The organism is Floridaenema aerugineum BLCC-F46 (assembly GCF_041929345.1).
GTDB classification, from domain to species: domain Bacteria; phylum Cyanobacteriota; class Cyanobacteriia; order Cyanobacteriales; family Aerosakkonemataceae; genus Floridanema; species Floridanema aerugineum.
Map to the genome: position 1 here is coordinate 37,025 of NZ_JBHFNQ010000219.1, position 21,960 is coordinate 58,984.

Below are 21,960 nucleotides of genomic sequence, written 5' to 3' on the forward strand. Positions count from 1 at the left end.
TAGTAGCTTTTATCAGCATCCCAGTATAAAACTATTGATGTGATGTTGGAAAATGCACTATTCGGCAAGTTCTCCAAAATCTAATATACAGCTATGTCTGAGAATGTGATTACAATGGTGTTTACTGACTTGGTAAGCTCAACAGCGATTAAGCTGAAGCTACCAGGGAAAGACATCAGCGAAAATAACCGCATATATCGGGACACAATTTTATTACCTCATCGCCATCGCGTCGAAAGCAGTATTGCTGCTTATGGAGGTCGCAAGGTAGAAACTATTGGTGATGCTTTTTTCCTGGTCTTTGCTAATCCTGTGGAAGCTGTACAGTGGGCTAGTATTATTCAAATCAGCCACATTAATGAGCCAATACCAACACCATTGGGGCCCCTACAAGTTACGATCGGAATGCACACGGGAAGTCCTTTGGCTGATGATGAACGCTTTATTGGACATGAAGTAGATTATGCGGCGCGAGTGGCTGCACTTGCTAGTGCTGGACAAATCTTGCTTTCTGAAGCAACAGAAGTGTTGGTACGCCTTTCTCGCAGCACAAATTTGGTGACGCATAGACATAGCGATCGCAACTTAAAAGGCATAGGATCTGTACCTATATTTGAAGTTCTCTACAACAATAAACAACCACAACCACTTAAGGATGCTTCCCCACCAAAGGAAATCACAAATATCCCAGAAACAGCTGCAATTAATCAAGTTATGGTGACACCGAATCTGGGATCTACCGACACTCAAACACCCGCGCCTAAGTTAACCATATCGACAAATGTTCAAAAACAGCTAGAATCAATTTTAATCCAGAGAATTGGGCCAATGGCTAAATTCGCGATCGAACAAGCCCTAGAACAAGTAATTACCCGTGAGGATTTATTAAAAGCTTTAGTAATTATTGTCCCAGAACAATTGCAAGAGCAATTTCATCAAGAAGCCAAAAACATCCTAGAACTAGCTCAAGATTTGCCAGTCAGCACACAAACTCAAGCTACATCACCAGTTGCCAATCCTCAGACCACCGTTCCAGAAACTATACCGCCAGCAACAATTGAGTCAAGTTTTGTAGAATTTTGCCAAATAGAATTAGCCAAATTAATTGGCCCTATGGCTAACTTGATTATTAAACAAACTATCTCTTCTAATCCAAAACTAAATCAGTACGAACTGGTTGATACTTTAGCTGCCAAAATTCCTAATTCACATGAATCTCAAGAGTTTCGTCAGATTGTCACGTCTAAAATGAATCACGATCCAAAACCTGATAACTCTGAAGATAAATCCTTTTTTCTAGCTTCGGCTCTCCACTTAGTATCTTATCATACTTGAAATAGCTAGATTTTAGTTTGGTTTCAGTTACGACGTTGCAGCATATCCATAGCCATTGAAAGGCTAATTTTCATTCTATTAAATGCTATAGCCAGCATCCCTATTTCATCATTAGAACTATGTTCAAATTCAGCTTCCATATTGCCAGTGCTGACTTCATTTGCCACTTTAACTATACGTTTTATGGGGTAAACTACTGCTTTTTTCAGTAAAATATTAGTAATTAAAATTGCTATAGCAAAGGCAGTTAATACCACAGCCATTACTATTAAAAAAGAACGCTGAGCAGCTTGTTGAATATGACTAGCTGGTACGGACATTACCTGCGCTCCTACTATTTCGTTTAACTTCCAACCAAAGCCATTTTTACTGCCGTAAGTGGCTAAAAGACTCTTGGGTGCTGCTTCTGGAGTACTATGACAGACTAAACAACTTGCTTCGGAAATAATCAAAGGTTTGGCGATATAATACAAATTTTCATTTCCTATTTGACGATAACCTCTCAATTCATTCAAGCTCTTATTTTTACGTAAACTTTCAATTAACTTAGTTTCAAAAGTATCAGCTTTATCTCGTAAGTTAGTAGGATTGAGAGTTGCTTCCTTATAAAATAAACTTGTATACTTATTACTTGTACGTAGATTTTCAAATACTTCTCTAGCAGAATAGCCTGGTACTGTTTGGGGGATAAACTGCGGATCTGTATCTAATCTTGCTGCTAATAGAGGATTAACTTGCTTATCTGTATAACTTCGCACTGCAATCATTGTTTGCATCAGCATTTCTGCTTGGGTAGTTACTTCATTTTCTGCATTTCGATTTAAAATAGCAGAAAGAGCTAAACCGCTTAACAAGACCCCAATCATAAACACTATGGTTAAGACTAAGGTAAATTTCTTATTTAAATCAATGTTTCTTAACATTGGAGGTTTTTCTTTATTTGAAATAAGAATTAACTAAAATTCTATCTTAGTTTAGATGCAAAGGTAATCTATCGTTAGGATAATTTAGTTGAAGATATCCTGATAAATCTATGCTTTCACGTCGTTTTCTGTTAGTGCAAATTTTATTGTCCCTAGCAAGTTGTGCTGTTTTTAGAACTAACTCAGGAAGAGAGTTAACTAAATTAACTATTGGAATAGTTTCTTATGGAGAAGGAGTGCGTTCTATTGAAGAATACGGTAGGTTTGTAGATTATTTACAGAAGCAGACGAATACATTAATTGAATTAGAACCTGCTTACAATGAAATCAAGGCGATCGAACAAATCAAGCGACAAGCTTGGGATTTAGTATTTGCTTCTCCGGGATTAGCTGCGATCGCAATTTCCCAAGCAAATTACATACCCTTGTTTCCACTACAAGGAAAGAACAGGTATAACACTTTGCGAGCGGTATTTATAGTACTGAAGCAAAGTCCGATGCAAAAATTAGCAGATTTAGCTCAACAGAAAATAGCCTTGGGTCAGCCTGGATCTGCCACTAATTATTACATACCTTTATACGATCTTTATGGCGCAGTCTTAGCGGAAATAATTTTAGCACCAACACCCCAAGACATTTTAGAATATATCTCTAAAGGAGAAGTTGCAGCTGGGGCTTTATCGGAAGAAGAATTTAATACTTATCGCTCCCAATTTAAGCCAACAGAATTTCGGATTATTTACATTAGCCGTCAAATTCCTATAGGAGCAGTTTTGATTAATCCTAAAGTGAAAGCTAATCAAAAGCAAAAAATTAAACAGGCTATGACCGAAATTTCTTCTGAACTAGCACAAGATACAGGTTATATTCCTAATATTCCACCGTCTGATTACACAATATTAATCAACATGATTAACAGGGTAAAATCTATAGAAGCTCATATTAGAGAAAAGCCTGCACGGTTATTTTCCATGTAAGTAGATGTTAGGTAAAATCTGCGAATAAAGCAATTTTACTTAATTACCTAATCCGCAGTTTGGAAAAACAATTACCGAATTATCAAAACTTACAAACGCCAGAAATTTACCTTTAAACCATCTTTCGGATGCGGTGTTGGTATTCTTAACCAATTCCAAATTTTGCTCAGGTAAAAGTTCCCAATTATAATCTCGAACTAAATATACAGCAAACACTTTCATCACCAATTGAGCAAAAACTTTACCCAAACATTCGCGCATTCCGCCGCCAAAATGTACATAACTAAAAGGTTTTTTATCCTCACTTCTCTCAGGAGAAAACCGCTCAGGGTCAAACTTTTCCGGTTGATAATAAATCGACTCATCAGCGTGAGTTCTACCTATTTGGTAAAGAATGCGGCCCCAAAAGAATTTTTGTACTTGGGGGCCAAATAACAGCAAAATATTGATTATTGGTGAGAATAAAACGGTTTGCCTCGGCTCCCACGATCGCAATTGAATCAGCACCAAAGATCCGGGTTTTAAAAATAGAACCGTATTTCTTTTGCCGCTTTTCCATGAAATCTGGATCGCGAAGAAACTCAACTGTTTCTCCAATCAAAGGCAAACCAAAATTTCCGGGTGGCAAAGGCAGTGTCCGAGAATTACCAGTTGTAGTAGTCATCGTTGGTTATTCCAGGGAAAATAGATATAGAGTGTAGATATTTCAAATTGTAAACTCTTTGCCAATTTCCAACTGATAATTCTCCTAAACTACTTTTAAAATCATTCCTTCTTTAGCTAATACAGCATTAGGAGAGGCAGCCAGGATTTTTTCTTCGAGGCGATCGAGAAACTCATCGCTATGAACAGGTTCGTGATGAAATTTTACAAACCTTTTGACTCCAGCCGCTTCGCATACTTTTACCCCTTCTTCCCAGGTTGAGTGACCCCAGCCAACTTTAGGAGATTTGGGATTATGATATTCCTCATCGGTATACATAGAATCGTAAATTAACAGGTCTGCATTATTAGCTAATTGCAGCACGCTTTCATCTATATGGTCTGGATAATGTTCTGTATCCGTGCAGTAAAATACCGAATGTCCTTGCCAGGTGACGCGATAACCCATTGCGCCATTTGGATGATTTAGGGGGCCTGTTTCAATGATGATATCGTCTATTTTAAATTTGTCCCCGCAAGAAATATGACAAAATTCTATATTCGCCTGCATTCCTTTAATAGGAACTGGAGAATTGGGGTGAAGCACTCGCTCCATAAAATGTTGTTCTAAAGAGCCATTTTGATCGGGAACCGCGCCATAAATTTGAAAATGATTACCCTCAACAAAAGCTGGGATAAACATTGGTACGCCTTGAATATGATCCCAATGGTAATGGGTAAAGAACATATAGGCTTCTACGGGCATAGTTTTGAGTAGTTCTCTACCCAAAACGTGCAAGCCGCTACCGCCATCGAAAATTAGGCGTTTGCCGCCAATTCGCATTTCGATACAGGAGGTGTTGCCTCCGTAACGCGCAGTTTGGTTTCCAGGGGTGGGGATACTACCTCGGACACCCCAGAATTGAACTAAAAATTCGTCAGAAGAATGGCTATTTTCCATGTGCTACTTCAAATTTCAAGGTGCCACATTGCCCCTGTTGCCGCAAAAGGTGATCGCACAACACTAAGGCAACCATTGCTTCTACCATAGGCACTGCTCTAGGTAGTACGCAAGGGTCATGTCTTCCTTTGGCTGCCAAGGTGGTTGCTTCTCCTTCACGGGTTACAGTACGCTGTTCTTTTCGGATCGTAGCAGTTGGTTTAAAGGCTACTCGGATGATGATATTTTCACCGTTGGAAATGCCACCCTGGATACCGCCCGATCGGTTGGTAACGGTTCGGATGTGACCTTCCGCGTCAGTATAAAATTCGTCGTTGTGTTCGCTGCCTGTTAGTAAAGTACCAGCAAAGCCGGAACCAATTTCAAATCCTTTACTGGCGGGTAAGGACATCACACCTTTTGCTAAGTCTGCTTCTAGTTTATCGAATACTGGCTCACCTAATCCGGGAGGAATGTTGCGAGCCACACATTCTACTACCCCACCGATCGAGTCGCCTTGCCGTCTGACTTCCTCGATTAGTTCAATCATCCGATCTGCACACTCTAAGTCGGGACAGCGAACGATGTTACTTTCTACTTGTTCCATCGTCACTGTGTTGGGGTCAACGACTCCTTCGAGGTCTTTGATGCGTTTAACGTAACCGATAATCTCTGTCTTAGCGATTTGTTTCAGGATTTTTTTAGCGATCGCACCCGCTGCCACTCTCCCGATTGTCTCTCGCGCCGACGATCGCCCCCCGCCTTGCCAGTTGCGAATCCCATACTTCGCGTCGTAAGTCGCATCAGCATGGGATGGACGATACTTTACCGCCATTTCATCATAATCTTGGGGTCGAGTATCTTGATTTTTCACCAAAATTGTGATAGATGTTCCTAATGTTTTACCTTCAAAAACACCGGAAAGAATTTCGCAGCTGTCGGCTTCTTTACGGGGTGTGGTAATCTTACTCTGTCCAGGTCGTCTTCTGTCTAATTCTTGTTGAATTTCAGCCGGAGTTATTTCTAGTAGTGGCGGACAACCGTCAATGACTACTCCGACTCCGCCGCCATGAGATTCACCAAATGTGGTAATGCGAAATAAATGTCCGAAAATGTTACCCATGATGTTGTTGAGGATGCCGAAAACTTTGATTTTATCAGCGATTGGTGTTTGGGGTTGCAGGCTGGGTAGCTGAACTTAAATAAATTTTAGCTAACTGCTTTCAAGACAGAGGGCAAATCAGGAAAAAATCTTCTCTCAATTATTGATCTGTGGAAAATAGGCGTTAATATTGATGATGTTAGTTTGTGTTTGTTTTGTCTGCTACAGGTGCATTGACTTAGTTTGATAGACTGTATTTTGGTTTCCTGACAAGATTTCCACAAATATTGCTTATGGTAGTTTTGCATTATACTTCCAGAGGTGATAATAGCCGATAAGATAGCAAAAGCTTAAGACTTAACCGGGAAACTACCAAGAAAAACGCTCTCGATCCTCCCTTGCTTTAGCGGGAGGGTGAAAGCGAACACCTGTTTGATAAAACGATGCTATCTGTGTAATTAATAATGGCACAGATGGCAAAGTGGTAGATTGTGAAACAAAACAAACAATTACTCGAACAATGGAAGATTTATGCTAACCTTTGGCGAGTACAGTCTGAGTTGAAATTTGAATTAACATTGGCAACGACAGAACGCAAGTAATTATGATGTTTGGTAGTACCCAGTCAAATCAGGGCGCGAATAACTGGCGACAACAGTTAAATGATTTCGTCAAGCAAAATCAGAAAGAATTAGCAGCCCTAGCTTGGGGGTTAATGCAACAAAGGGGAGAAAGTGAAGATACTTTGGGTATCGATCTCGAACCATCACCGCATTTTGTATACTGCCCCAGAAATGCGATCGAAGCATTAAATCAAAAGGTCGAAAATCAACTTCAGGAAATTTTGGGCATTTTAGATGCACATAATCCGAAGCAAGAAGTTTTGATTATTGGCATTGGTAGTGGTCAAATTAAGTTGGTGCAGTTTGAACCGGAACCTTCACCACCTGATTGTTTTGCTGAGGTGGCGAAAGATGTGAATACTTTGTTGGAACATTTAGAAGAAAGGATGTGCGAACAAATAGCGATCGAATAAGCGATCGCACTTAGAAAGAAAAATTTGATTCATTCCCGCAAAGCTCGGCAATTGTTCAACTTGCTAATCATCCGGTTCGGCGATGAAGTTGAAAATATGTTGGGCAGTAAGTTCTGGTTTTTCTAGGTGGGGTACGTGACCACAATTGGCGATCCAGATTAGTTTGCTATTGGCGATCGCATTCTTAAATTTTTCCGCGTCAGCAACACCCAAAATTCGGTCAGATTCTCCCCATAAAATTAAAGTTGGTTGCCCAATATCTTTAAGTTTTTGCCGAAAAGAACCGTAACCTCCGCTTTTAGTAAAAGCAACTAAAGCTTGTGCCCAACCAGAGGTTTGTAAATGCAATGCGGCACATAATTGAGCATCAACCGAAGCAAAGGTAGGGTTACAATAGGCGTTGATGCTAATGCGTTGACGGACTTGAGGATTCCGTAAAAATTCAGTAGCTAAATAACCCAAAGGTGGAAATAAAAATTTACCCATTGCGGGGCCTGCGGTGAAACCTGCACTATCAATTAAGATTAAATTTTTAACTGCTTCGGGATAAGTAAGAGTAAAGTCAATTGCTGCTGCACCTCCCATAGAAGCGCCGACTAAAATTACTGGTTGTTTGATTAAAGTTTTCCAGGAATAGTAGAGATGTGTGGCGATCGCACTAGGACTAAAGCTAAGTAATGGGTTTCTTTCTGTAAAGCCAAAACCCAAGAGATCGATCGCCCAAGTTTCCTGTTTTTCGGCAAGAATGGGTAGCAGGCGGCGGAATTCAAATACTGAACTATCGAACCCATGAAGTAATAAAATTGGGGTTCCATTTGTACCCAATTTGACATAACTTGTGCCAATTGGTTGTTCGCTCAAGGGAGTGAAAATTGGTTGATATTGGATATTTTGTGCCAGAGCAATCGAGGTAGATTCTGTTAATTGCTCGACGGAATTGGGAAGAAAAGAAGGCCACATGGAGTTTAGTATAACTGATATGCGATCGCCCGAGATAATAAAGATTGCTGACACTCAGGAGCAATTTAAGCCAAACTAGAGTCTATCTTGTAAATAGATTAGAAGAAGATTCGAGCATGAATATGAAATTAGCTCTGACTGGGAAGACTTTGCTGGTGAGTCTGGGTTTAGGATTAGCGATCGCTCCCTACTTAATAACAGAAGTTAAGGGGCAAAATCAACAAGTAACTAGAGTCAAAAATTTAACCTGGGAAGTAAGTCAGAGTTACCAGCCACCAGACAGAAGCGCACCTTCTGCCACTGCGGGAGGCGCTTCGCGAGGAGGTTGTATAGAAAGTGCAGGAGTTCTCACTTCCTTAATGCCGCAAAATAACTTAGGATTAACCCTAACAGGGTATCCGACATTCTTTTGGTATGTTCCCAAATCTAAAGCGGAAGCATTGGAATTTAAGCTGCTAGACGGGGAAAATGGTCAGGTAATTTACAAAAAAACTCTTGCTGTTCCGTCTAATTCAGGTATTGTCAGTTTTAGATTACCCAACAATGAATTATCCGCACCTTTAGAGGTGGGTAAAATGTATCATTGGTTCCTCACAATGATCTGTCCACCTAACCCAAACCAAGAACTTCCAGACAAAAGTGGAAATGTTATCGTAGACGGATGGGTGGAGCGAATCCAATTGAACCCTAATTTAGTGAATAAACTAGAAAAGGCGGCACCAAGCGATCGTCCAGCCTTGTATGCAGCCGCAGGTATTTGGCACGAAAGTTTAACAACTTTAGTTGACTTACTTCGCCAGAAACCGGATGACCGAAATTTAAAAAATCAGTGGAAGAAACTTCTAGATTCTGTCGGATTAAATGTATTAGTAGAAAAGCCAATGCTTGATTGCTGTACATCCAAACCCAACTAAGATTTAGTGATTACCAATTGGTATATTTAATATGCTTTCTAAGCTTAAACTAAAACAGCTAATTTGGGAATGGCGTGGAGTATTAATTACTGTACCAAGCGTCACTCTATTAGCAATTGCTTTACGTTTCGCGGGATTGTTTCAGTTTTTGGAATTTTCTGCATACGATCAAATGTTTCAGTTGCGTCCCAAAGAAGCTAGGGATTCTAGAATTGTGATTGTAGGAATAAATGAATCAGACATCCAAGAATTAAAACAATGGCCGATAAAAGACAAGATTCTAGTAGACTTGTTGCAGAAAATTAAACAACAAAGACCTAGAGCCATAGGTTTAGATATTTATCGGGATTTACCTGTAGGAAGTGAAGCCGAGCATCAAAAATTATTACAGTTATATAGGACTACGCCTAATTTAATAGGCATTAAAAAAGTCGTAGGCGGTGCAGGAGGCCCAGCAGTAAATCCGCCGCCAATTTTAGAAAAAAAAAGACAGATTAGTGCTAACGACTTACCTTTAGATACAGATGGGAAAATCCGGCGACAGTTCTTATATCTTGGTAAAGTAGAAAGCTTGGGCTTGAAATTAGCTTTAATGTATTTGAAAAAAGAGGGTATAGTTGCCAAAGGAGCGAAAAATAATTATTTGCGATTGGGAAAGGTAGTATTTGTTCCTTTTGAAGCTAATGATGGCGGTTATGTTCGTACTGATGCAGCTGGATATCAGGTAATATTAAACTTTCGTGGGGCGGGGAATTTTCAAATTGTTTCGCTGATAGATGTGTTAAAAAATCGCATTTCTAGCGATTTAATGCGCGGACGCATTGTCTTAATTGGTTCAACAGCAGCCAGCTTAAACGATCTATTATATACGCCTTATAGTAGCAATTTTGTCGGCATTCCCCAAAGAACTTCCGGGGTAGAAATTCATGCTCATTTAACTAGCATGATTTTAAGTGCGGTTATCGATGGTCGTCCGTTAATTAAAACTTTGCCAGAATGGTTAGAGTGGTTGTGGATATTATTTGGTGCTACCATAGGCGCAGTTTTAACTTGGCAGTGGCGATATCGAGGTGGTGTAGGCAAGTTTTCTGTAAAAAGAACCGCTAGTATATTGTCAGTAATAGGCGGTTTTTTCTTAATAGGTTATCTAGCTTTTTTAGAAGGTTGGTGGATTCCAGTAATTCCGCCAGTAGTTGCTTTTGTTGGCTCAGCAAGCGTGATTATTAGCTATATTGCCCGTACTGCTGGAGAAATTCGGAAAACGTTTAGTCTTTATCTTACAGATGAAGTAGTAGCTAATTTGCTGGAATCACCAGATGGATTTAAACTTGGTGGAGAACGCCGAAAAGTGACAATTTTAATGTCAGATTTGCGCGGTTTTTCCTCAGTTTCCGAAGAGTTAGCGCCAGAAACAGTTGTTTCCATGTTAAATATTTATTTGGGGGAAATGGCAGATCAAATTGTCAAGTATCAGGGAACGATCGATGAATTTATTGGAGATGCAATATTGGTGCTTTTTGGTGCGCCAACGCAAAGAGAAGATGATGCAGAAAGAGCGATCGCTTGTGCCCTAGCCATGCAATTAGCAATGGACAGTGTAAACAAGAAAAATGAGCGTTTAGGATTACCAAAAATCGAAATGGGAATTGGCATTAGTACTGGTGAAGTAGTAGTAGGAAATATTGGTTCCACAAAACGAGCCAAATACGGCGTAGTCGGACATCATGTAAACTTAGCCGCGAGGATTGAATCCTACACAGTAGGTGGGCAAATTTTAATTTCCGAATCAACCCTCAAAGATGCAGGAGAAATCGTCAAAATAGATGCAGAGATGAAGGTACAACCCAAAGGATTTAACGAACCAATTTCCATTTATGATGTAGATGGAATCGATGGAAAATACAACCTGCATCTGCGGAAAGAAGAAAATATTCTCCTGCCATTAAAAGAGGAAATTTTGTTACAATACACAATTTTAGAAGGAAAGCATATAAATGACGAAATGTACGAAGCAAGTCTGGTCAAACTATCAACCAAAGGTAGAGAAATAAAAGGTGCAGAAATCAAAACAGAACATAACTTAGAGATATTTAAAAATATTAAGTTAAACTTATTGATTAACTATGAAAAGAAATCGCTGAGTGGAGATATCTACGCCAAAGTATTAAAGAAATCCCAAGATGAAGAAAACATTTATTATCTAGGCTTGACAACCGTAGCATCAGATGCGGGAGAAATACTGAAGGAGATATTTAACGATAGCGAAGTGCAGATAGAAAATAATGTGGTTAAATAAGGAATTGGCAGAAACCCAAGTGTATAAGTAAAATCAGGAGGTTTTTGGGAATTGTATGCAAACGCCATCAAAGCAAATTAGATTAAGTGTTGCCTTGGTGACTAAAAATAGAGCAGAGAGTTTAGAACGTTGTTTGCAAAATTGGCCTATTGCCTAATAAGTTCTTCTTGTGGTAAATAAATAATGTTTAGCAGTAGCAATGATAATTTATTAAATTATAAAGAATCACCAGTGGACGAGAGAGAAAAAAAACCATTAGTATCAGTGGTTATGCCTTGTCTTAATGAAGAAGAGGCTATAGGTATCTGCATTCAGAAAATTCAGGAAACCTTTGCCAATGCCAACATTAACGGAGAAATAGTTGTCTGCGACAATGGCTCAACTGATAGCTCAGTAGAAATTGCAGAAAGTATGGGTGTTCGCGTAGTACATCAATCGCTACGCGGCTACGGTAATGCTTACTTGAAAGGCTTTGCCCATGCTAGAGGTAGTTACCTAATTATGGGTGATGCAGATGATACTTACGATTTTCGTTTAATTCCACAATTCTTAGAAAAATTAATCAACGAAGGCTATGATTTTGTGACTGGTAGCCGATACATCGAAGGCTTTGAAGATAAATCAATGCCTTTGCTCCATCGCTTTATCGGTAATCCAGCACTAACAGCTATTTTAAATACTTTGTTTGGAACGAAATATACAGATGTATATTGTGGATTTAGGGGGTTTAGTCGGAAAGCTTACGATTTAATTCAACCCGTAAGTCCGGGCATGGAATTTAACTTAGAATTAGTAATTAATGCTGGTTTAGCTGAACTAAAAATAGCCGAAGTTCCAATTAAACTACATAATCGCAAGGGGCAGTCCAAACTACGCACATTTCGAGATGGATGGCGCAGTTTAAGGATGATGTTGCTTTATTGTCCAAACAAGGTGTTTTTGTTGCCTGGTTTTGTTCTTTTGGGGATAGGCATATTAATTCATATAGTTACATTGCTAGCACTAGTTAAATACGAAGGCAGACCTCTTGGTAATTCCACAGGAATATTTGCAACAATATTTAGTGTAGTTGGTTTTAATATATTGAGTTTAGGTTTGCACGTAAAAACCTATTCTTGGAGCCGGAGATTTGATAAATCAAACAAAACAATTCAAAAGTTTTATAGATTTTTCAAACTAGAAATTGGTATTTTGTTGGGTACGGGTATGATATTAATAGGAGGAACTATATTAATATTATTAGTAATTGAATGGATTAAGTCAAATTTGTTACCTTTGCCAAATCCAGAATGGGCATCTTTTGGTGCAACTTTAGTAATTATAGGGTTTGGCACGGTTTTCTCTTCTCTTTTTATTTCAGCGATGTCAGTAAAAACACCAGAAATATAACATTTACTTTAAATCGAGGTAAAATGACTAAAATTAAGAATGATTCTAGCCCGTATATTCAACCTAACATTGGTGGATTTGTTAGTAAAGTATCTTGGTATGCCCGGAAAAAAATGTTTGCTTCCTTGATGCGAATAACACAACCTACAAACAAAACTAGAGTTTTGGATGTAGGAGTTACTTCTGATAGACGGGAAGACTCAAATTTTTTTGAAAAGTTATATCCTTATTCTGATAAAATAACTGCTGTTGGTCTAGAAGATGCCTCTTTTCTAGAACAAGATTATCCAGGTTTAAAATATATTAAAGCTGATGGTCTAAGCCTACCATTTCCCGACAAAAGTTTTGATTTGGTAGTAAGTTTTGCTGTAATTGAGCATATAGGGAGTCGTGCTAGGCAAGAAGCTTTTGTTCAAGAACTATGTCGTGTTGGTCGCACCTGTTGTATCACCACTCCAAATCGCTGGTATCCTATAGAATTTCATACAGTATTACCGCTTGTTCACTGGCTTCCCCCCTCTTGGTTTCGCACTGTTCTTAAATGGCTTGGCAAAGAGTTTTATGCTAAAGAAGAAAATTTAAATTTGTTGTCTGAAAAAGAACTTTTATCTATGATTCCAAATAAAGCGAAGGTTTATACCAGGCATTTCAAGCTGCTGGGATTTGTATCTAATTTATTTTTTTACATTCAAAATTAAAATTATGATGAAGTTTTCAACATATAGCGATCGCCGATCTGTACCCTACTTAATAGTTTTATTCTTGGTGACATTACTTTTCACCCTCAGTTTAATCCATCCTTTCCGAATAGATGCAGATGCAGCATTTCAAATTAAATCTGTCCAACAGTGGTTGAGAGGAGAATCTACTTTACTCAATGCACTGGTTTTACCTAGTCCTAATGATTTATCAAAGGACGTGCAAGCTTGGACAGTTTGGTGGCCTCCTGGTGTGCCATTTTTTTTCTTACCCTTAATAGCAATAGGTTTACCTTTAGGAATTGCTGCTAAATTAACAACATACTTATTGTTTTTATTAGGCTGTATAGGCTGGTTGAAATTAGCAGATGTAATCAAAGCTAATTTTCAGACGAAATTAGTAATTTCTTTGATATTACCTATATATTCTATTACGATCGCCAATCTAACAGAGCTAATTGGAGATGTCCTCCCTTTTGCGATTATGCCCTGGCTATTTGTTTATGCACTGTACATTAGCTCCTGCTTTCAGTCAAACCAATTCAGCTACAGACATATTCTAATTAATTCAAGTATAATCGGCATACTTCTAGGTTCAGTTTACTGGTTAAAATATTCTGCTTTTACAGTCTCTTTAGGAGTTTTACTATATCTTAATATCTGTTTTTTATTTTTCAGTTCTCAATATACATTAAAAAAGCGATTACTTTTAGTAGGAGTATGTACGGCTTGCTTATTACTACCTTTTTTTAGTCTTACTCTTCTAAATCTGCTTCTTAGTAACTCAAACATTGCAGTTTCTCAGTATAACAATTTCGGTTTTGGCTCACCTGCAACAAAAGGATTTGGGTTGCTATGCTCATTTTTAGGTTCGATCGGGCTAGCTCTTTTTCAGGCTTATGGCGGACTAATGCACCTGATTTACTTTAGCGATCGAGTCATCCCTTTCTTTGCATCTTGGGGGCCAGGAGAAAGAGAAATTCCCTTAGCGATCGCAGGTATTCCCGGAACAGTAGTTGTTATCTGGTTACTTTTGTACTCCCGTAAGCTTTACGACAAAAGTGTATTCATTCTATGCTGTTGTGTTACTTTTGTTCCCTTTTTACTACTAGGCTACTTAACAGGTAAAGTGGGATTTAACTTTATCGTTCATAATATCCGATATGTGTCAGCGTTCTTTATATTTACTCAAATACTTTTAGTAAGTGCTTATATACATTATTTCAAAAATAATCATAAACGAGCAGCTAAATTTTTGGCAGTTATTATATTAATACTTTTTTTCATTTTTCCTAATCTTTTCACAGTTGGTAATTTTGCTAGAAACGGAGTTTTTGAAAGAATAGGAGAGCATTACATTACAACAGCAAATAAACTTTATGTTCCGGTTTTATCTAAAGTTAATGTTAAATCAGTAGTAGAGCAGATTAACTCTGTGGTCAAGTCACCTCAAGATATTGTGGTCTTAGCTTTGGATGAGCCTGCACCTTTCGGAGCCTGGTTAGAAATGAAGCAGCGAACGCTTCCGCTAGTTGATGCGTGGGGGCCTCTAGTTCAAACTCATGGTACAGAGGGAGCTAACCTCAGAGGAGCATCAAAATTTACAAGCTCAAAAGATTTGAGATTGATTTTGGTGATTTCTAAATCTTTTGAAAGTGATAGTAAAATGGTATTGCAAATAAAGCAGAGGTTTCCCCAAGCTACTAAGTGGATTAAAGTGAAAACTCCTAAAGATGAGGAAGTCGCAGTTGATATTTTATATTCGGATCTGAAGGGTTTGTAAGCTAATAAAATTATTAGGTGTGGACGAATATTCAGTTGAATTCAAAGTCTAGGATGCTCAATGATGAATTTTTATAACCAAGGAAAACCAGAATATTTGACACAGCATAAGCAAACGGATTCTTCGCAAGTTCGCCTTAGTGTTGCCTTAGTGACTAGGAATAGACCAGAGAGTTTAGAACGCTGTTTGAAAAGTTGGCGCTCTCAAACTGTCGCCCCATTTGAAATAGTAGTATCAGATGATTCCGATGAAAACTATGCACCAAAAATAGAAGACTTAGCTAAACAATTTAACTGTGTTTATACTAAAGGGCCACGCCGGGGACTATATGCAAATCGCAATCATGCTAGTTTAAATTGTCGAGGTACACATATTCTGTCAGGCGATGACGATCATACACACCCCCAAGATTATGTTGAGAGGATTTTAGAGGTTGTGGAAAGCGATCGTCAAAGAGTTTGGATTTTTCCAGAACGCAATTACAACGAGCCTAACGCTCCTTTGCTTTGTCCTCCTGAGTTGCATCGAAGTGGCTGTGGCTGCACTCCCAAAGATCCATCAGATTGTGCGGCTATAGCCGATGGTTCTTCTGTGTATCCTCGACAAATATTTGACCAAGGTTTGCGCTACGACGAAACTTACACTTTTGGGCCTTTGTGGTATCTTTGGGGTAAAGTTCTCCGTAAATATGGCTGGAAGATTTCTTATTCGGATGCGACATTTATTTGGCATTATGCGCTATCAGAAAATAGATTCTCTAATGTCAAGCAACTCCAAAATCTCTTGGAGTCTACTATGTATGTTCTATTCGTCAATGCTTTATGGATTGAGCCTTCACTTCAAAATATAATGTGGTCAATTCTTTATTTGTCACGACGCTCAATTTGTCAAGATACAATGCTAGGATACACAGTTAAAACTCGTCTGGGAATCAAATCTGTGTTGAACTTGCTGATCCAAACGTGGCAGTTTCCCAATAAATTAGATTCATATCAAAGCAAAGATTTTAATAAAAATTAATCAAAAAGTAAAAATAGATGTCAAAACAAATAACCAGAGAAAAAATAATTCGCAAAATAAGGCAAATTAGGATTGCTAGCCGTTGGCTTTTAAATGAAATAATTGATGATTTAAATCCCTCGATGAATTTAAATTGTCCAATCTGCAATTTTTCTGGCGAAACTGAAAAATTTAAACCTTATGTAACCCGATGTATCTTTGGCGGAGGTAAACTTTTAAGGCATGAATGCCCCGACTGTGGAGTAATATTTGGAACTCAAAGAATGCTAGCTTTATCTCCACAAGCTTTAGAACAAGAATATGTAGAACATTACTCCTGTTTTAATGAAGGAGACTCTACGGAATCAGAGATCAGAACGTTTGATTACTTAAATCCTAAAAAAGAAGGAATTTATCTAAATTTTGGGTGTGGAAAATGGTCTAAAAGCATAGAATACGCCCGTTCTAAGGGTTATCAATTATTTGGATTTGAACCTTATGCAAAGGATGAAAAGAGTAATTACATAATTAATGATGTGGAATTGCTTAAATCAATGAAATTTGATGGCATTATCTCAAACGATGTTTTGGAACATTTGCGTTACCCAGATCAAACTTTATCTTTTATGTCTTCTTTGCTTAAAGATGACGGAATTATGATACATACAACACATTGTTACAATTATGCTTGTGAGTATACAAGGTTTCATTTGTTTTTCTTTACAGGTAATTCCTTAAAGATTATTTCTCAGAAAGCAGGATTGGCAGTAGAGGATACAGATCGGATTGATACGAAAATATTTCGCAAATTAATTTGAATTAAAAATGACTAAAGAAACAAAAATTTCTGTAACTATTGATGGCTACCGTTTGAGTTATCCTGCAACTGGTTTAGGGCTGGTGACTGCTGAACTTTTACGCGGGTTGCAAGAGCTTGGATATACTAAGTCAATAGCTGTTTTTGTAGAAAAGTCATTTCGTCCTCAAATATTTGGACTTGAGAATTTGGATGTTCAGTGGATTACAATTGATTTTAAAAATCGATCGCCTGACTACTTGGGACGTTTAGCTTGGGGTTTGGCAGTAACTAAAAAAATTAAGAAATTTTTCCCTAACTCTCGACACTTTATTCCGTACTTTTACAACTATGGAAATCTTAGCCAAAATGTAGTACTTGTTCCAGACCTAGTTTGGAGAATTGTTTCCGAACAAGACAGTATCTATCCCCACCGTCCTTGGTGGAATTTGCGAGGGCGGCTACCATTTCGTCCAATGTTTGTCAAATGGGAAGAGTGGTTAGTAACTAGAGCAAAGAATTTAATAGTTTACACAAAATTTGTTAAAAATCACGTTCACCAGGAATTTGGTACTTCTTTGGATAGAATAATGATTATGCAACATCCTGTACCTAGCTGGTGTATTACTAAGTATCAAGAGAGTAATAACTTATTAGTGCAGAACAAGTTTAATTTACCTCACCGTTTTGTCCTCTATGTAGGTGGTTTTGCGGGGAGAAAAAATGTTGCTATGCTGTTGGAAGTTTGTGGACAAATTTACGATGCCGATCCTTCATTTCGCTGTGTATTAGTTGGATTAACAGAGCAAATAATTCAAAGAGATTTTGGAATAAGGGAAGCTATGAAAAGAAATTCTGTTAGGGCTGCTATCATCCCATTACCAATTATAGATTATCCAGATTTAGCTTCTCTTTATCGATTAACTGAATTTACAGTTTATCCCAGTTTGAGTGAAGGCTTTGGTTTACCAATCTTAGAGGCTGGCTCTGCAAAAAGATTATGTTTGTGTGGAGATAACTCTAGTATGAAAGAAGTTCAAACTAATGCTGAGTACCGAATTAAGAGTGACGATCGCTCTGCATGGTTTGAGAAAATTTTGTATTTTTGGCAAAATCCTGAAGCAACTAAAAAAGCTGGAGAAGATTGCCATCTACTTTTCCATCAGTATGACTTGTATAAAACTGCTCAACAACTATGGAACATCTTGCAAAGTTAAAATTTATTCCTTGCCGCCTAATCCGGTTATAATACCTAGCAAAAAAATATGTCTGCGAAAAGAAAATTTGCTGATGGAGCGATTTGGTTAGCAACCAATTTCATAAGCTCCTCAAAAAAGATCCCTGAAATACCAAAATCGATTTTGGTGTTAAGAAATAACGATATCGGCGATCTTTTGATAATCACGCCGCTTTTCGAGGCTTTAAAACGACGATTTCCCGATGCTCATATTGTGGCAGGAGTTGGTAATTGGAATGTGGAAATTCTCAAACTAAATCCCTATATTTCAGAAATACTAACAGTTAATGCACCTTGGCACAATAAATTTATTCCTAATAAAAGCTGGCGGGATGCACTCAATTACATTGCTTTTTCTTCCGAAAGTCAGGAGTTAGCAAAACGGCGCTTTGATATAGGGATTGATGTTTTAGGAAGTTATTTTGGTTCGTTGTTGATGATGCGATCGGGCATTCCCTATCGTTTGGGTGTGAAGGGATATGCAGGCGGACATACGGCAGTACAACAATACGTTGAGTATAACGAGTACGAACAGGTAGGGCGATCGGCTCTTCGTTTTGCCGAACTGTTGGGGGCGACTGAACTCCCAGAATGCAGACCGCAGATATTTCTGAGTGCGAGTGAAGTAGAAGCGGGTCAGCGTCGGTGGTCGATAAAAACTCGGTCTACAGAGAAACGGATAGTTATTGGCCCTGGTGGTGGTTTTCTCGAAAAGTGCTGGCCCTTAGAAAATTATGCAGAGCTAGTAAAAATGCTGACGGAAATTGGCAACTTAGAAGTTATTATCCTTGGAGGCAAACAAGACCGCGAGGCTGGCAAACAATTAGCAAACCTTTCCCCGTTAGTTAAAAGTCTGGCTGGAGATCTGACCCTAAGAGAAAGTTTCGCTTTGGTTGCCGCTGCTGATTTGGTAATCTGTAACTCTAGTATGTTGATGCACGCTGCTGCTGCTTTCTCAATTCCTACGGTGGTTTTGCTGGGCGACTGTTTTAGCTCAACGAAACAGCACGCAGCACAGTGGGGATATGAGGGAGTATGCCACATATTTGGTAAGGAAGGCGATCGCCTTGAGGTTTATACTCCAACCGAGGTGAGAAAAGTTATTGCTAATTTATTAAAAATTTAATCAATATGATGTAATTGAGTTTTATGGAGATAGCCCAAAAGCAAAATCGGGTGGCTTTTAGGGGAAACTGGACTGCGCGTTATGGTTTAAATCAGCTAAGTGCAGTTATGAGCCGGGTCTTGACAAAAAACCCAACTGTGTATTTTGATGTCTATGGCACAGGAGGAGCTAATGAACAGCCAGCCATATTATGCAATGTCGATGATATTGATGGGATGGAAAATGCCGTTTTACGTTTGTTGGATGATGAAGAAAGCCAAAAACGGCTGGGAGCGAGTACGATCGCTAACATGGGATGCTAATATCAACAAACTGTCAAACCTGTATTGCCAGTGGACTGCATCTAATTTTTAACGGAGTAAATAAAGATATTATGACGGTTATTCTCGTAACAGGATCTGCTGGTCTAATTGGTTCGGAATCAGTACGTTTTTTCTGCGATAAAGGTTATACAGTTGTCGGTATAGACAACAATATGAGGGAAACTTTTTTTGGCAAAGGTGCTTCTACAGAATGGAATCGCGATCGCTTGCTAGAAAAATATGGAGAAAAGTATATTCATCATTCTATTGATATTCGCGATCAAGAAGCAGTTTCTAATTTATTTAATACCTACAATAAAGATATTAGTCTGATAATTCATACAGCCGCTCAACCTTCGCACGACTGGGCTGCTAGCGATCCCCACACCGATTTTACTGTCAACGCTAACGGTACTTTAGTATTACTAGAAAATACCCGCAACATTTGCCCAGATGCTGTATTCATCTTCTGTTCAACTAACAAAGTTTACGGAGATTCCCCAAATTATTTACCTTTAATTGAGCAAGAGTTTCGTTGGGAAATTGACGAAAATCATCAATATAACCAAGGTATTGATGAGAGTATGAGTATCGATCAATGCAAGCACTCTTTGTTTGGAGTTTCTAAAGTAGCTGCTGATTTACTCGTTCAAGAATATGGTCGTTACTTTGGCATCAAAACTGCTAGCTTTAGGGGCGGTTGTTTAACAGGCCCTAGCCATTCGGGAGCAGAATTACACGGATTTTTATCTTACTTAATGAAGTGTACAATGCTCGGTAAACCTTACAAAATTTACGGCTATAAAGGCAAACAGGTGCGGGATAATATTCACAGTTACGATTTGGTGAATGCCTTTGATCATTTCTACCAAAATCCTCGCGTCGCTGAGGTATACAACATTGGGGGAAGCCGTTTTAGCAATTGCTCAATGTTAGAAGCAATTCTACATTGTGAGGCAATAACTGATAAAAAACTGCATTGGGTTTATGAAGAAACAAATAGAATTGGCGATCACATCTGGTGGATTAGCGATATCCAAAAGTTTAAAAACCATTACCCAGAATGGAACTTAACTTATGGGATAAAGGAGATTTTGAAAGAAATCTATACCCAAAATGTTAGTCGATGGGTATAAATGTAAGGGAATTGAAAGTTTGAATTGGTTGTTTATAAATTGACAAAGATGTTAGCAAACTTATTTCGTGGGCGGGTATTTAAGTTTCTTTTGGGGGGTGGACTAGCAGCACTAGTCAATCTGTTGCTTATATATTGGATGATTGAGCAACTGGGATTAAACACACCTGTTTTGCGAAATATTGCTAACGTAATTGCCATTGAAATATCATTATTATTTAGTTTCTTTATTTACCGGATTTGGGTTTGGCCGGGAGGTGCTTGGACAGTTCGAGAAGTTTTGTTGAAGCAGCTTCCCCTTTACCATTTGTCCGCAGGTGCATCTGTCATTGCTCGCATTTTTGTGATATTTCCTGTTTTGGATTGGCTGAAAGTAAACTATGCAATTAATACCTTAGTTGGCGTAGTGGTAAGTGCTTCAATCAACTATTTAATCAGTGATAAATTAGTATTTAAAACTCGCACTAATGCTCCAAATAGCCAGGATTCTGAACTTTATTACCCAGAGGGTTTAGAGCCTGCTTTAGCAGATAGATCTAATTTACAAAGACCTTCTTCCGGTGAAAAGAGTCGATCGCACTCGCCAAATTCCGGTAACATTAAACTGCTATCGGTGGTAATTCCGGCTTATAACGAAGAAGGTTCAATTGTAGAAACAGTTCATTCTATTAGCAAGTTATTAGAAGAGCATAATATTGATTACGAAATTCTGGTGGTAAATGATAATAGTCGCGATCGTACTGAAGAAATTTTGCAACAGCTAAATTCGGAAAATAGCAAAGTGCGTTATATCAACAACTATTATCCTAATGGCTTTGGCTTTGCCGTGCGCTGCGGCTTAGAAAATTTTCAAGGAAATGCTGTAGCCATTATGATGGCAGATAATTCTGATGCTCCAGAAAATTTAGTTGATTACTATTACAAGCTGCAACAAGGCTACGATTGTGTCTTCGGTTCCCGATTTATTAAAGGTGGTAAAGTGATTGATTATCCGGCTCATAAGTTGACGATCAATCGCCTTGCTAATTTGTTTGTTCAAGTCTTATTTGGCTTAAAATTTAATGATACAACCAATGCTTTTAAAGCCTACAGAAGAGAAGTAATTGATGGAGTATCTCCGCTGTTATCTCACCATTTCAACTTAACGGTGGAAATTCCACTCAAAGCGATCGTTAGAGGTTATTCTTATACAACAACACCGATTATATGGCGCAATCGCAAAACCGGAATTTCCAAATTGAAAATCAAAGAAATGGGCAGTCGTTACTTGTTTATCGTCTTGTACGTCTTTCTGGAAAAATGGCTGTCTAGAGGAGACTATATTCGCCCGCATTCTCACAGTAATATAAGGATAAAAACCAACTAACCTA

At 38.4% G+C, this 21,960-nt stretch carries 19 protein-coding genes and 2 pseudogenes; 15 read left to right on the top strand and 6 right to left on the bottom strand.

The window, feature by feature from the left end; translation table 11 throughout:
- Window positions 1-93: 93 nt before the first annotated feature.
- Entirely contained in the window at window positions 94-1,335 is a 1,242-nt protein-coding gene (locus ACE1CC_RS30710) for an adenylate/guanylate cyclase domain-containing protein (RefSeq protein ID WP_413274232.1), read from the top strand.
- Between the two features lie 23 nt (window positions 1,336-1,358).
- Here the strand turns inward: ACE1CC_RS30710 and ACE1CC_RS30715 are convergent, their stop codons facing one another.
- On the bottom strand, window positions 1,359-2,258 hold the full coding sequence (locus ACE1CC_RS30715; protein WP_413274233.1) for a c-type heme family protein: 900 nt from the start codon (window positions 2,256-2,258) through the stop codon (window positions 1,359-1,361).
- A 110-nt stretch (window positions 2,259-2,368) separates the two neighbouring features.
- Between ACE1CC_RS30715 and ACE1CC_RS30720 the strand changes: the two genes are divergently transcribed.
- Window positions 2,369-3,235: a phosphate/phosphite/phosphonate ABC transporter substrate-binding protein gene (locus tag ACE1CC_RS30720; protein ID WP_413274234.1), complete on the top strand. Its 867-nt coding sequence runs from the start codon at window positions 2,369-2,371 to the stop codon at window positions 3,233-3,235.
- An 89-nt stretch (window positions 3,236-3,324) separates the two neighbouring features.
- On the opposite strand, the pseudogene ACE1CC_RS30725 reads toward ACE1CC_RS30720, so the two are convergent.
- The 4 genes and pseudogenes from ACE1CC_RS30725 to aroC form a co-directional block, all read right to left on the bottom strand.
- Window positions 3,325-3,631 (bottom strand): annotated as a pseudogene (locus ACE1CC_RS30725) (cytochrome P450); the annotation flags it as partial.
- A pseudogene (locus ACE1CC_RS30730) lies at window positions 3,624-3,899 on the bottom strand (cytochrome P450); the annotation flags it as partial. The pseudogenes ACE1CC_RS30730 and ACE1CC_RS30725, both read right to left, overlap by 8 nt.
- A gap of 84 nt (window positions 3,900-3,983) precedes the next feature.
- Entirely contained in the window at window positions 3,984-4,838 is an 855-nt protein-coding gene (locus ACE1CC_RS30735; protein ID WP_413274237.1) for an MBL fold metallo-hydrolase, read from the bottom strand.
- On the bottom strand, window positions 4,828-5,940 hold the full coding sequence (gene aroC, locus ACE1CC_RS30740) for a chorismate synthase (protein WP_413274238.1): 1,113 nt from the start codon (window positions 5,938-5,940) through the stop codon (window positions 4,828-4,830). Before aroC ends, ACE1CC_RS30735 begins: the two co-directional genes overlap by 11 nt.
- A 583-nt stretch (window positions 5,941-6,523) precedes the next feature.
- Between aroC and ccmS the strand changes: the two genes are divergently transcribed.
- The gene (gene ccmS / locus ACE1CC_RS30745; protein WP_413274239.1) at window positions 6,524-6,955 is read left to right on the top strand and encodes a beta-carboxysome assembly chaperone CcmS; all 432 of its coding nucleotides are present in this window, start codon (window positions 6,524-6,526) and stop codon (window positions 6,953-6,955) included.
- 63 nt (window positions 6,956-7,018) lie between these two features.
- Here the strand turns inward: ccmS and ACE1CC_RS30750 are convergent, their stop codons facing one another.
- Window positions 7,019-7,915 (bottom strand): alpha/beta fold hydrolase, encoded by an 897-nt coding sequence (locus ACE1CC_RS30750; protein ID WP_413274240.1) that lies wholly within the window; start codon window positions 7,913-7,915, stop codon window positions 7,019-7,021.
- Window positions 7,916-8,031: 116 nt separating this feature from the next.
- Between ACE1CC_RS30750 and ACE1CC_RS30755 the strand changes: the two genes are divergently transcribed.
- The 12 genes from ACE1CC_RS30755 (at window position 8,032) to ACE1CC_RS30810 (ending at window position 21,956) form a co-directional block, all read left to right on the top strand.
- Complete coding sequence (locus tag ACE1CC_RS30755) at window positions 8,032-8,829, top strand: DUF928 domain-containing protein (RefSeq protein WP_413274241.1); 798 nt, start codon at window positions 8,032-8,034, stop codon at window positions 8,827-8,829.
- A 31-nt stretch (window positions 8,830-8,860) separates the two neighbouring features.
- The gene (locus ACE1CC_RS30760) at window positions 8,861-11,125 is read left to right on the top strand and encodes a CHASE2 domain-containing protein (protein WP_413274242.1); all 2,265 of its coding nucleotides are present in this window, start codon (window positions 8,861-8,863) and stop codon (window positions 11,123-11,125) included.
- A 183-nt stretch (window positions 11,126-11,308) separates the two neighbouring features.
- Window positions 11,309-12,514, top strand: coding sequence for a glycosyltransferase family 2 protein (locus ACE1CC_RS30765; protein ID WP_413274243.1), 1,206 nt, complete (start codon window positions 11,309-11,311; stop codon window positions 12,512-12,514).
- Between the two features lie 23 nt (window positions 12,515-12,537).
- Window positions 12,538-13,212, top strand: a complete 675-nt coding sequence (locus ACE1CC_RS30770) for a class I SAM-dependent methyltransferase (RefSeq protein ID WP_413274244.1) — start codon at window positions 12,538-12,540, stop codon at window positions 13,210-13,212.
- A gap of 4 nt (window positions 13,213-13,216) precedes the next feature.
- On the top strand, window positions 13,217-14,995 hold the full coding sequence (locus ACE1CC_RS30775) for a hypothetical protein (RefSeq protein WP_413274245.1): 1,779 nt from the start codon (window positions 13,217-13,219) through the stop codon (window positions 14,993-14,995).
- 60 nt (window positions 14,996-15,055) lie between these two features.
- Window positions 15,056-16,015 (top strand): glycosyltransferase family 2 protein, encoded by a 960-nt coding sequence (locus ACE1CC_RS30780; protein ID WP_413274246.1) that lies wholly within the window; start codon window positions 15,056-15,058, stop codon window positions 16,013-16,015.
- Between the two features lie 17 nt (window positions 16,016-16,032).
- A complete protein-coding gene (locus ACE1CC_RS30785; RefSeq protein ID WP_413274247.1) occupies window positions 16,033-16,812 on the top strand; it encodes a class I SAM-dependent methyltransferase in 780 nt (259 codons plus the stop codon).
- Window positions 16,813-16,819: 7 nt separating this feature from the next.
- Window positions 16,820-18,007 (top strand): glycosyltransferase, encoded by a 1,188-nt coding sequence (locus ACE1CC_RS30790; RefSeq protein ID WP_413274248.1) that lies wholly within the window; start codon window positions 16,820-16,822, stop codon window positions 18,005-18,007.
- A gap of 48 nt (window positions 18,008-18,055) precedes the next feature.
- Window positions 18,056-19,153, top strand: a complete 1,098-nt coding sequence (locus ACE1CC_RS30795) for a glycosyltransferase family 9 protein (protein WP_413274249.1) — start codon at window positions 18,056-18,058, stop codon at window positions 19,151-19,153.
- Between the two features lie 23 nt (window positions 19,154-19,176).
- Complete coding sequence (locus tag ACE1CC_RS30800) at window positions 19,177-19,455, top strand: hypothetical protein (RefSeq protein WP_413274250.1); 279 nt, start codon at window positions 19,177-19,179, stop codon at window positions 19,453-19,455.
- 71 nt (window positions 19,456-19,526) lie between these two features.
- Window positions 19,527-20,591, top strand: a complete 1,065-nt coding sequence (locus tag ACE1CC_RS30805; RefSeq protein ID WP_413274251.1) for an NAD-dependent epimerase/dehydratase family protein — start codon at window positions 19,527-19,529, stop codon at window positions 20,589-20,591.
- 48 nt (window positions 20,592-20,639) lie between these two features.
- Window positions 20,640-21,956, top strand: coding sequence for a glycosyltransferase (locus ACE1CC_RS30810; RefSeq protein ID WP_413274252.1), 1,317 nt, complete (start codon window positions 20,640-20,642; stop codon window positions 21,954-21,956).
- Window positions 21,957-21,960 lie beyond the last annotated feature (4 nt).

Excerpts from the sequence above, each read along its gene's own strand:
- ACE1CC_RS30795 (WP_413274249.1), top strand. The coding sequence starts at position 18,056 with ATGTCTGCGAAAAGAAAATTTGCTGATGGAGCGATTTGGTTAGCAACC.
- ACE1CC_RS30710 (WP_413274232.1), top strand. The coding sequence starts at position 94 with ATGTCTGAGAATGTGATTACAATGGTGTTTACTGACTTGGTAAGCTCA.
- ACE1CC_RS30765 (WP_413274243.1), top strand. The coding sequence starts at position 11,309 with ATGTTTAGCAGTAGCAATGATAATTTATTAAATTATAAAGAATCACCA.
- aroC (WP_413274238.1), bottom strand. The coding sequence starts at position 5,940 with ATGGGTAACATTTTCGGACATTTATTTCGCATTACCACATTTGGTGAA.
- ACE1CC_RS30715 (WP_413274233.1), bottom strand. The coding sequence starts at position 2,258 with ATGTTAAGAAACATTGATTTAAATAAGAAATTTACCTTAGTCTTAACC.
- ACE1CC_RS30750 (WP_413274240.1), bottom strand. The coding sequence starts at position 7,915 with ATGTGGCCTTCTTTTCTTCCCAATTCCGTCGAGCAATTAACAGAATCT.
- ACE1CC_RS30790 (WP_413274248.1), top strand. The coding sequence starts at position 16,820 with ATGACTAAAGAAACAAAAATTTCTGTAACTATTGATGGCTACCGTTTG.
- ACE1CC_RS30770 (WP_413274244.1), top strand. The coding sequence starts at position 12,538 with ATGACTAAAATTAAGAATGATTCTAGCCCGTATATTCAACCTAACATT.
- ACE1CC_RS30810 (WP_413274252.1), top strand. The coding sequence starts at position 20,640 with ATGTTAGCAAACTTATTTCGTGGGCGGGTATTTAAGTTTCTTTTGGGG.
- ACE1CC_RS30800 (WP_413274250.1), top strand. The coding sequence starts at position 19,177 with ATGGAGATAGCCCAAAAGCAAAATCGGGTGGCTTTTAGGGGAAACTGG.
- ACE1CC_RS30785 (WP_413274247.1), top strand. The coding sequence starts at position 16,033 with ATGTCAAAACAAATAACCAGAGAAAAAATAATTCGCAAAATAAGGCAA.
- ACE1CC_RS30775 (WP_413274245.1), top strand. The coding sequence starts at position 13,217 with ATGATGAAGTTTTCAACATATAGCGATCGCCGATCTGTACCCTACTTA.
- ACE1CC_RS30755 (WP_413274241.1), top strand. The coding sequence starts at position 8,032 with ATGAATATGAAATTAGCTCTGACTGGGAAGACTTTGCTGGTGAGTCTG.
- ACE1CC_RS30735 (WP_413274237.1), bottom strand. The coding sequence starts at position 4,838 with ATGGAAAATAGCCATTCTTCTGACGAATTTTTAGTTCAATTCTGGGGT.
- ACE1CC_RS30780 (WP_413274246.1), top strand. The coding sequence starts at position 15,056 with ATGATGAATTTTTATAACCAAGGAAAACCAGAATATTTGACACAGCAT.
- ACE1CC_RS30805 (WP_413274251.1), top strand. The coding sequence starts at position 19,527 with ATGACGGTTATTCTCGTAACAGGATCTGCTGGTCTAATTGGTTCGGAA.
- ccmS (WP_413274239.1), top strand. The coding sequence starts at position 6,524 with ATGATGTTTGGTAGTACCCAGTCAAATCAGGGCGCGAATAACTGGCGA.
- ACE1CC_RS30720 (WP_413274234.1), top strand. The coding sequence starts at position 2,369 with ATGCTTTCACGTCGTTTTCTGTTAGTGCAAATTTTATTGTCCCTAGCA.
- ACE1CC_RS30760 (WP_413274242.1), top strand. The coding sequence starts at position 8,861 with ATGCTTTCTAAGCTTAAACTAAAACAGCTAATTTGGGAATGGCGTGGA.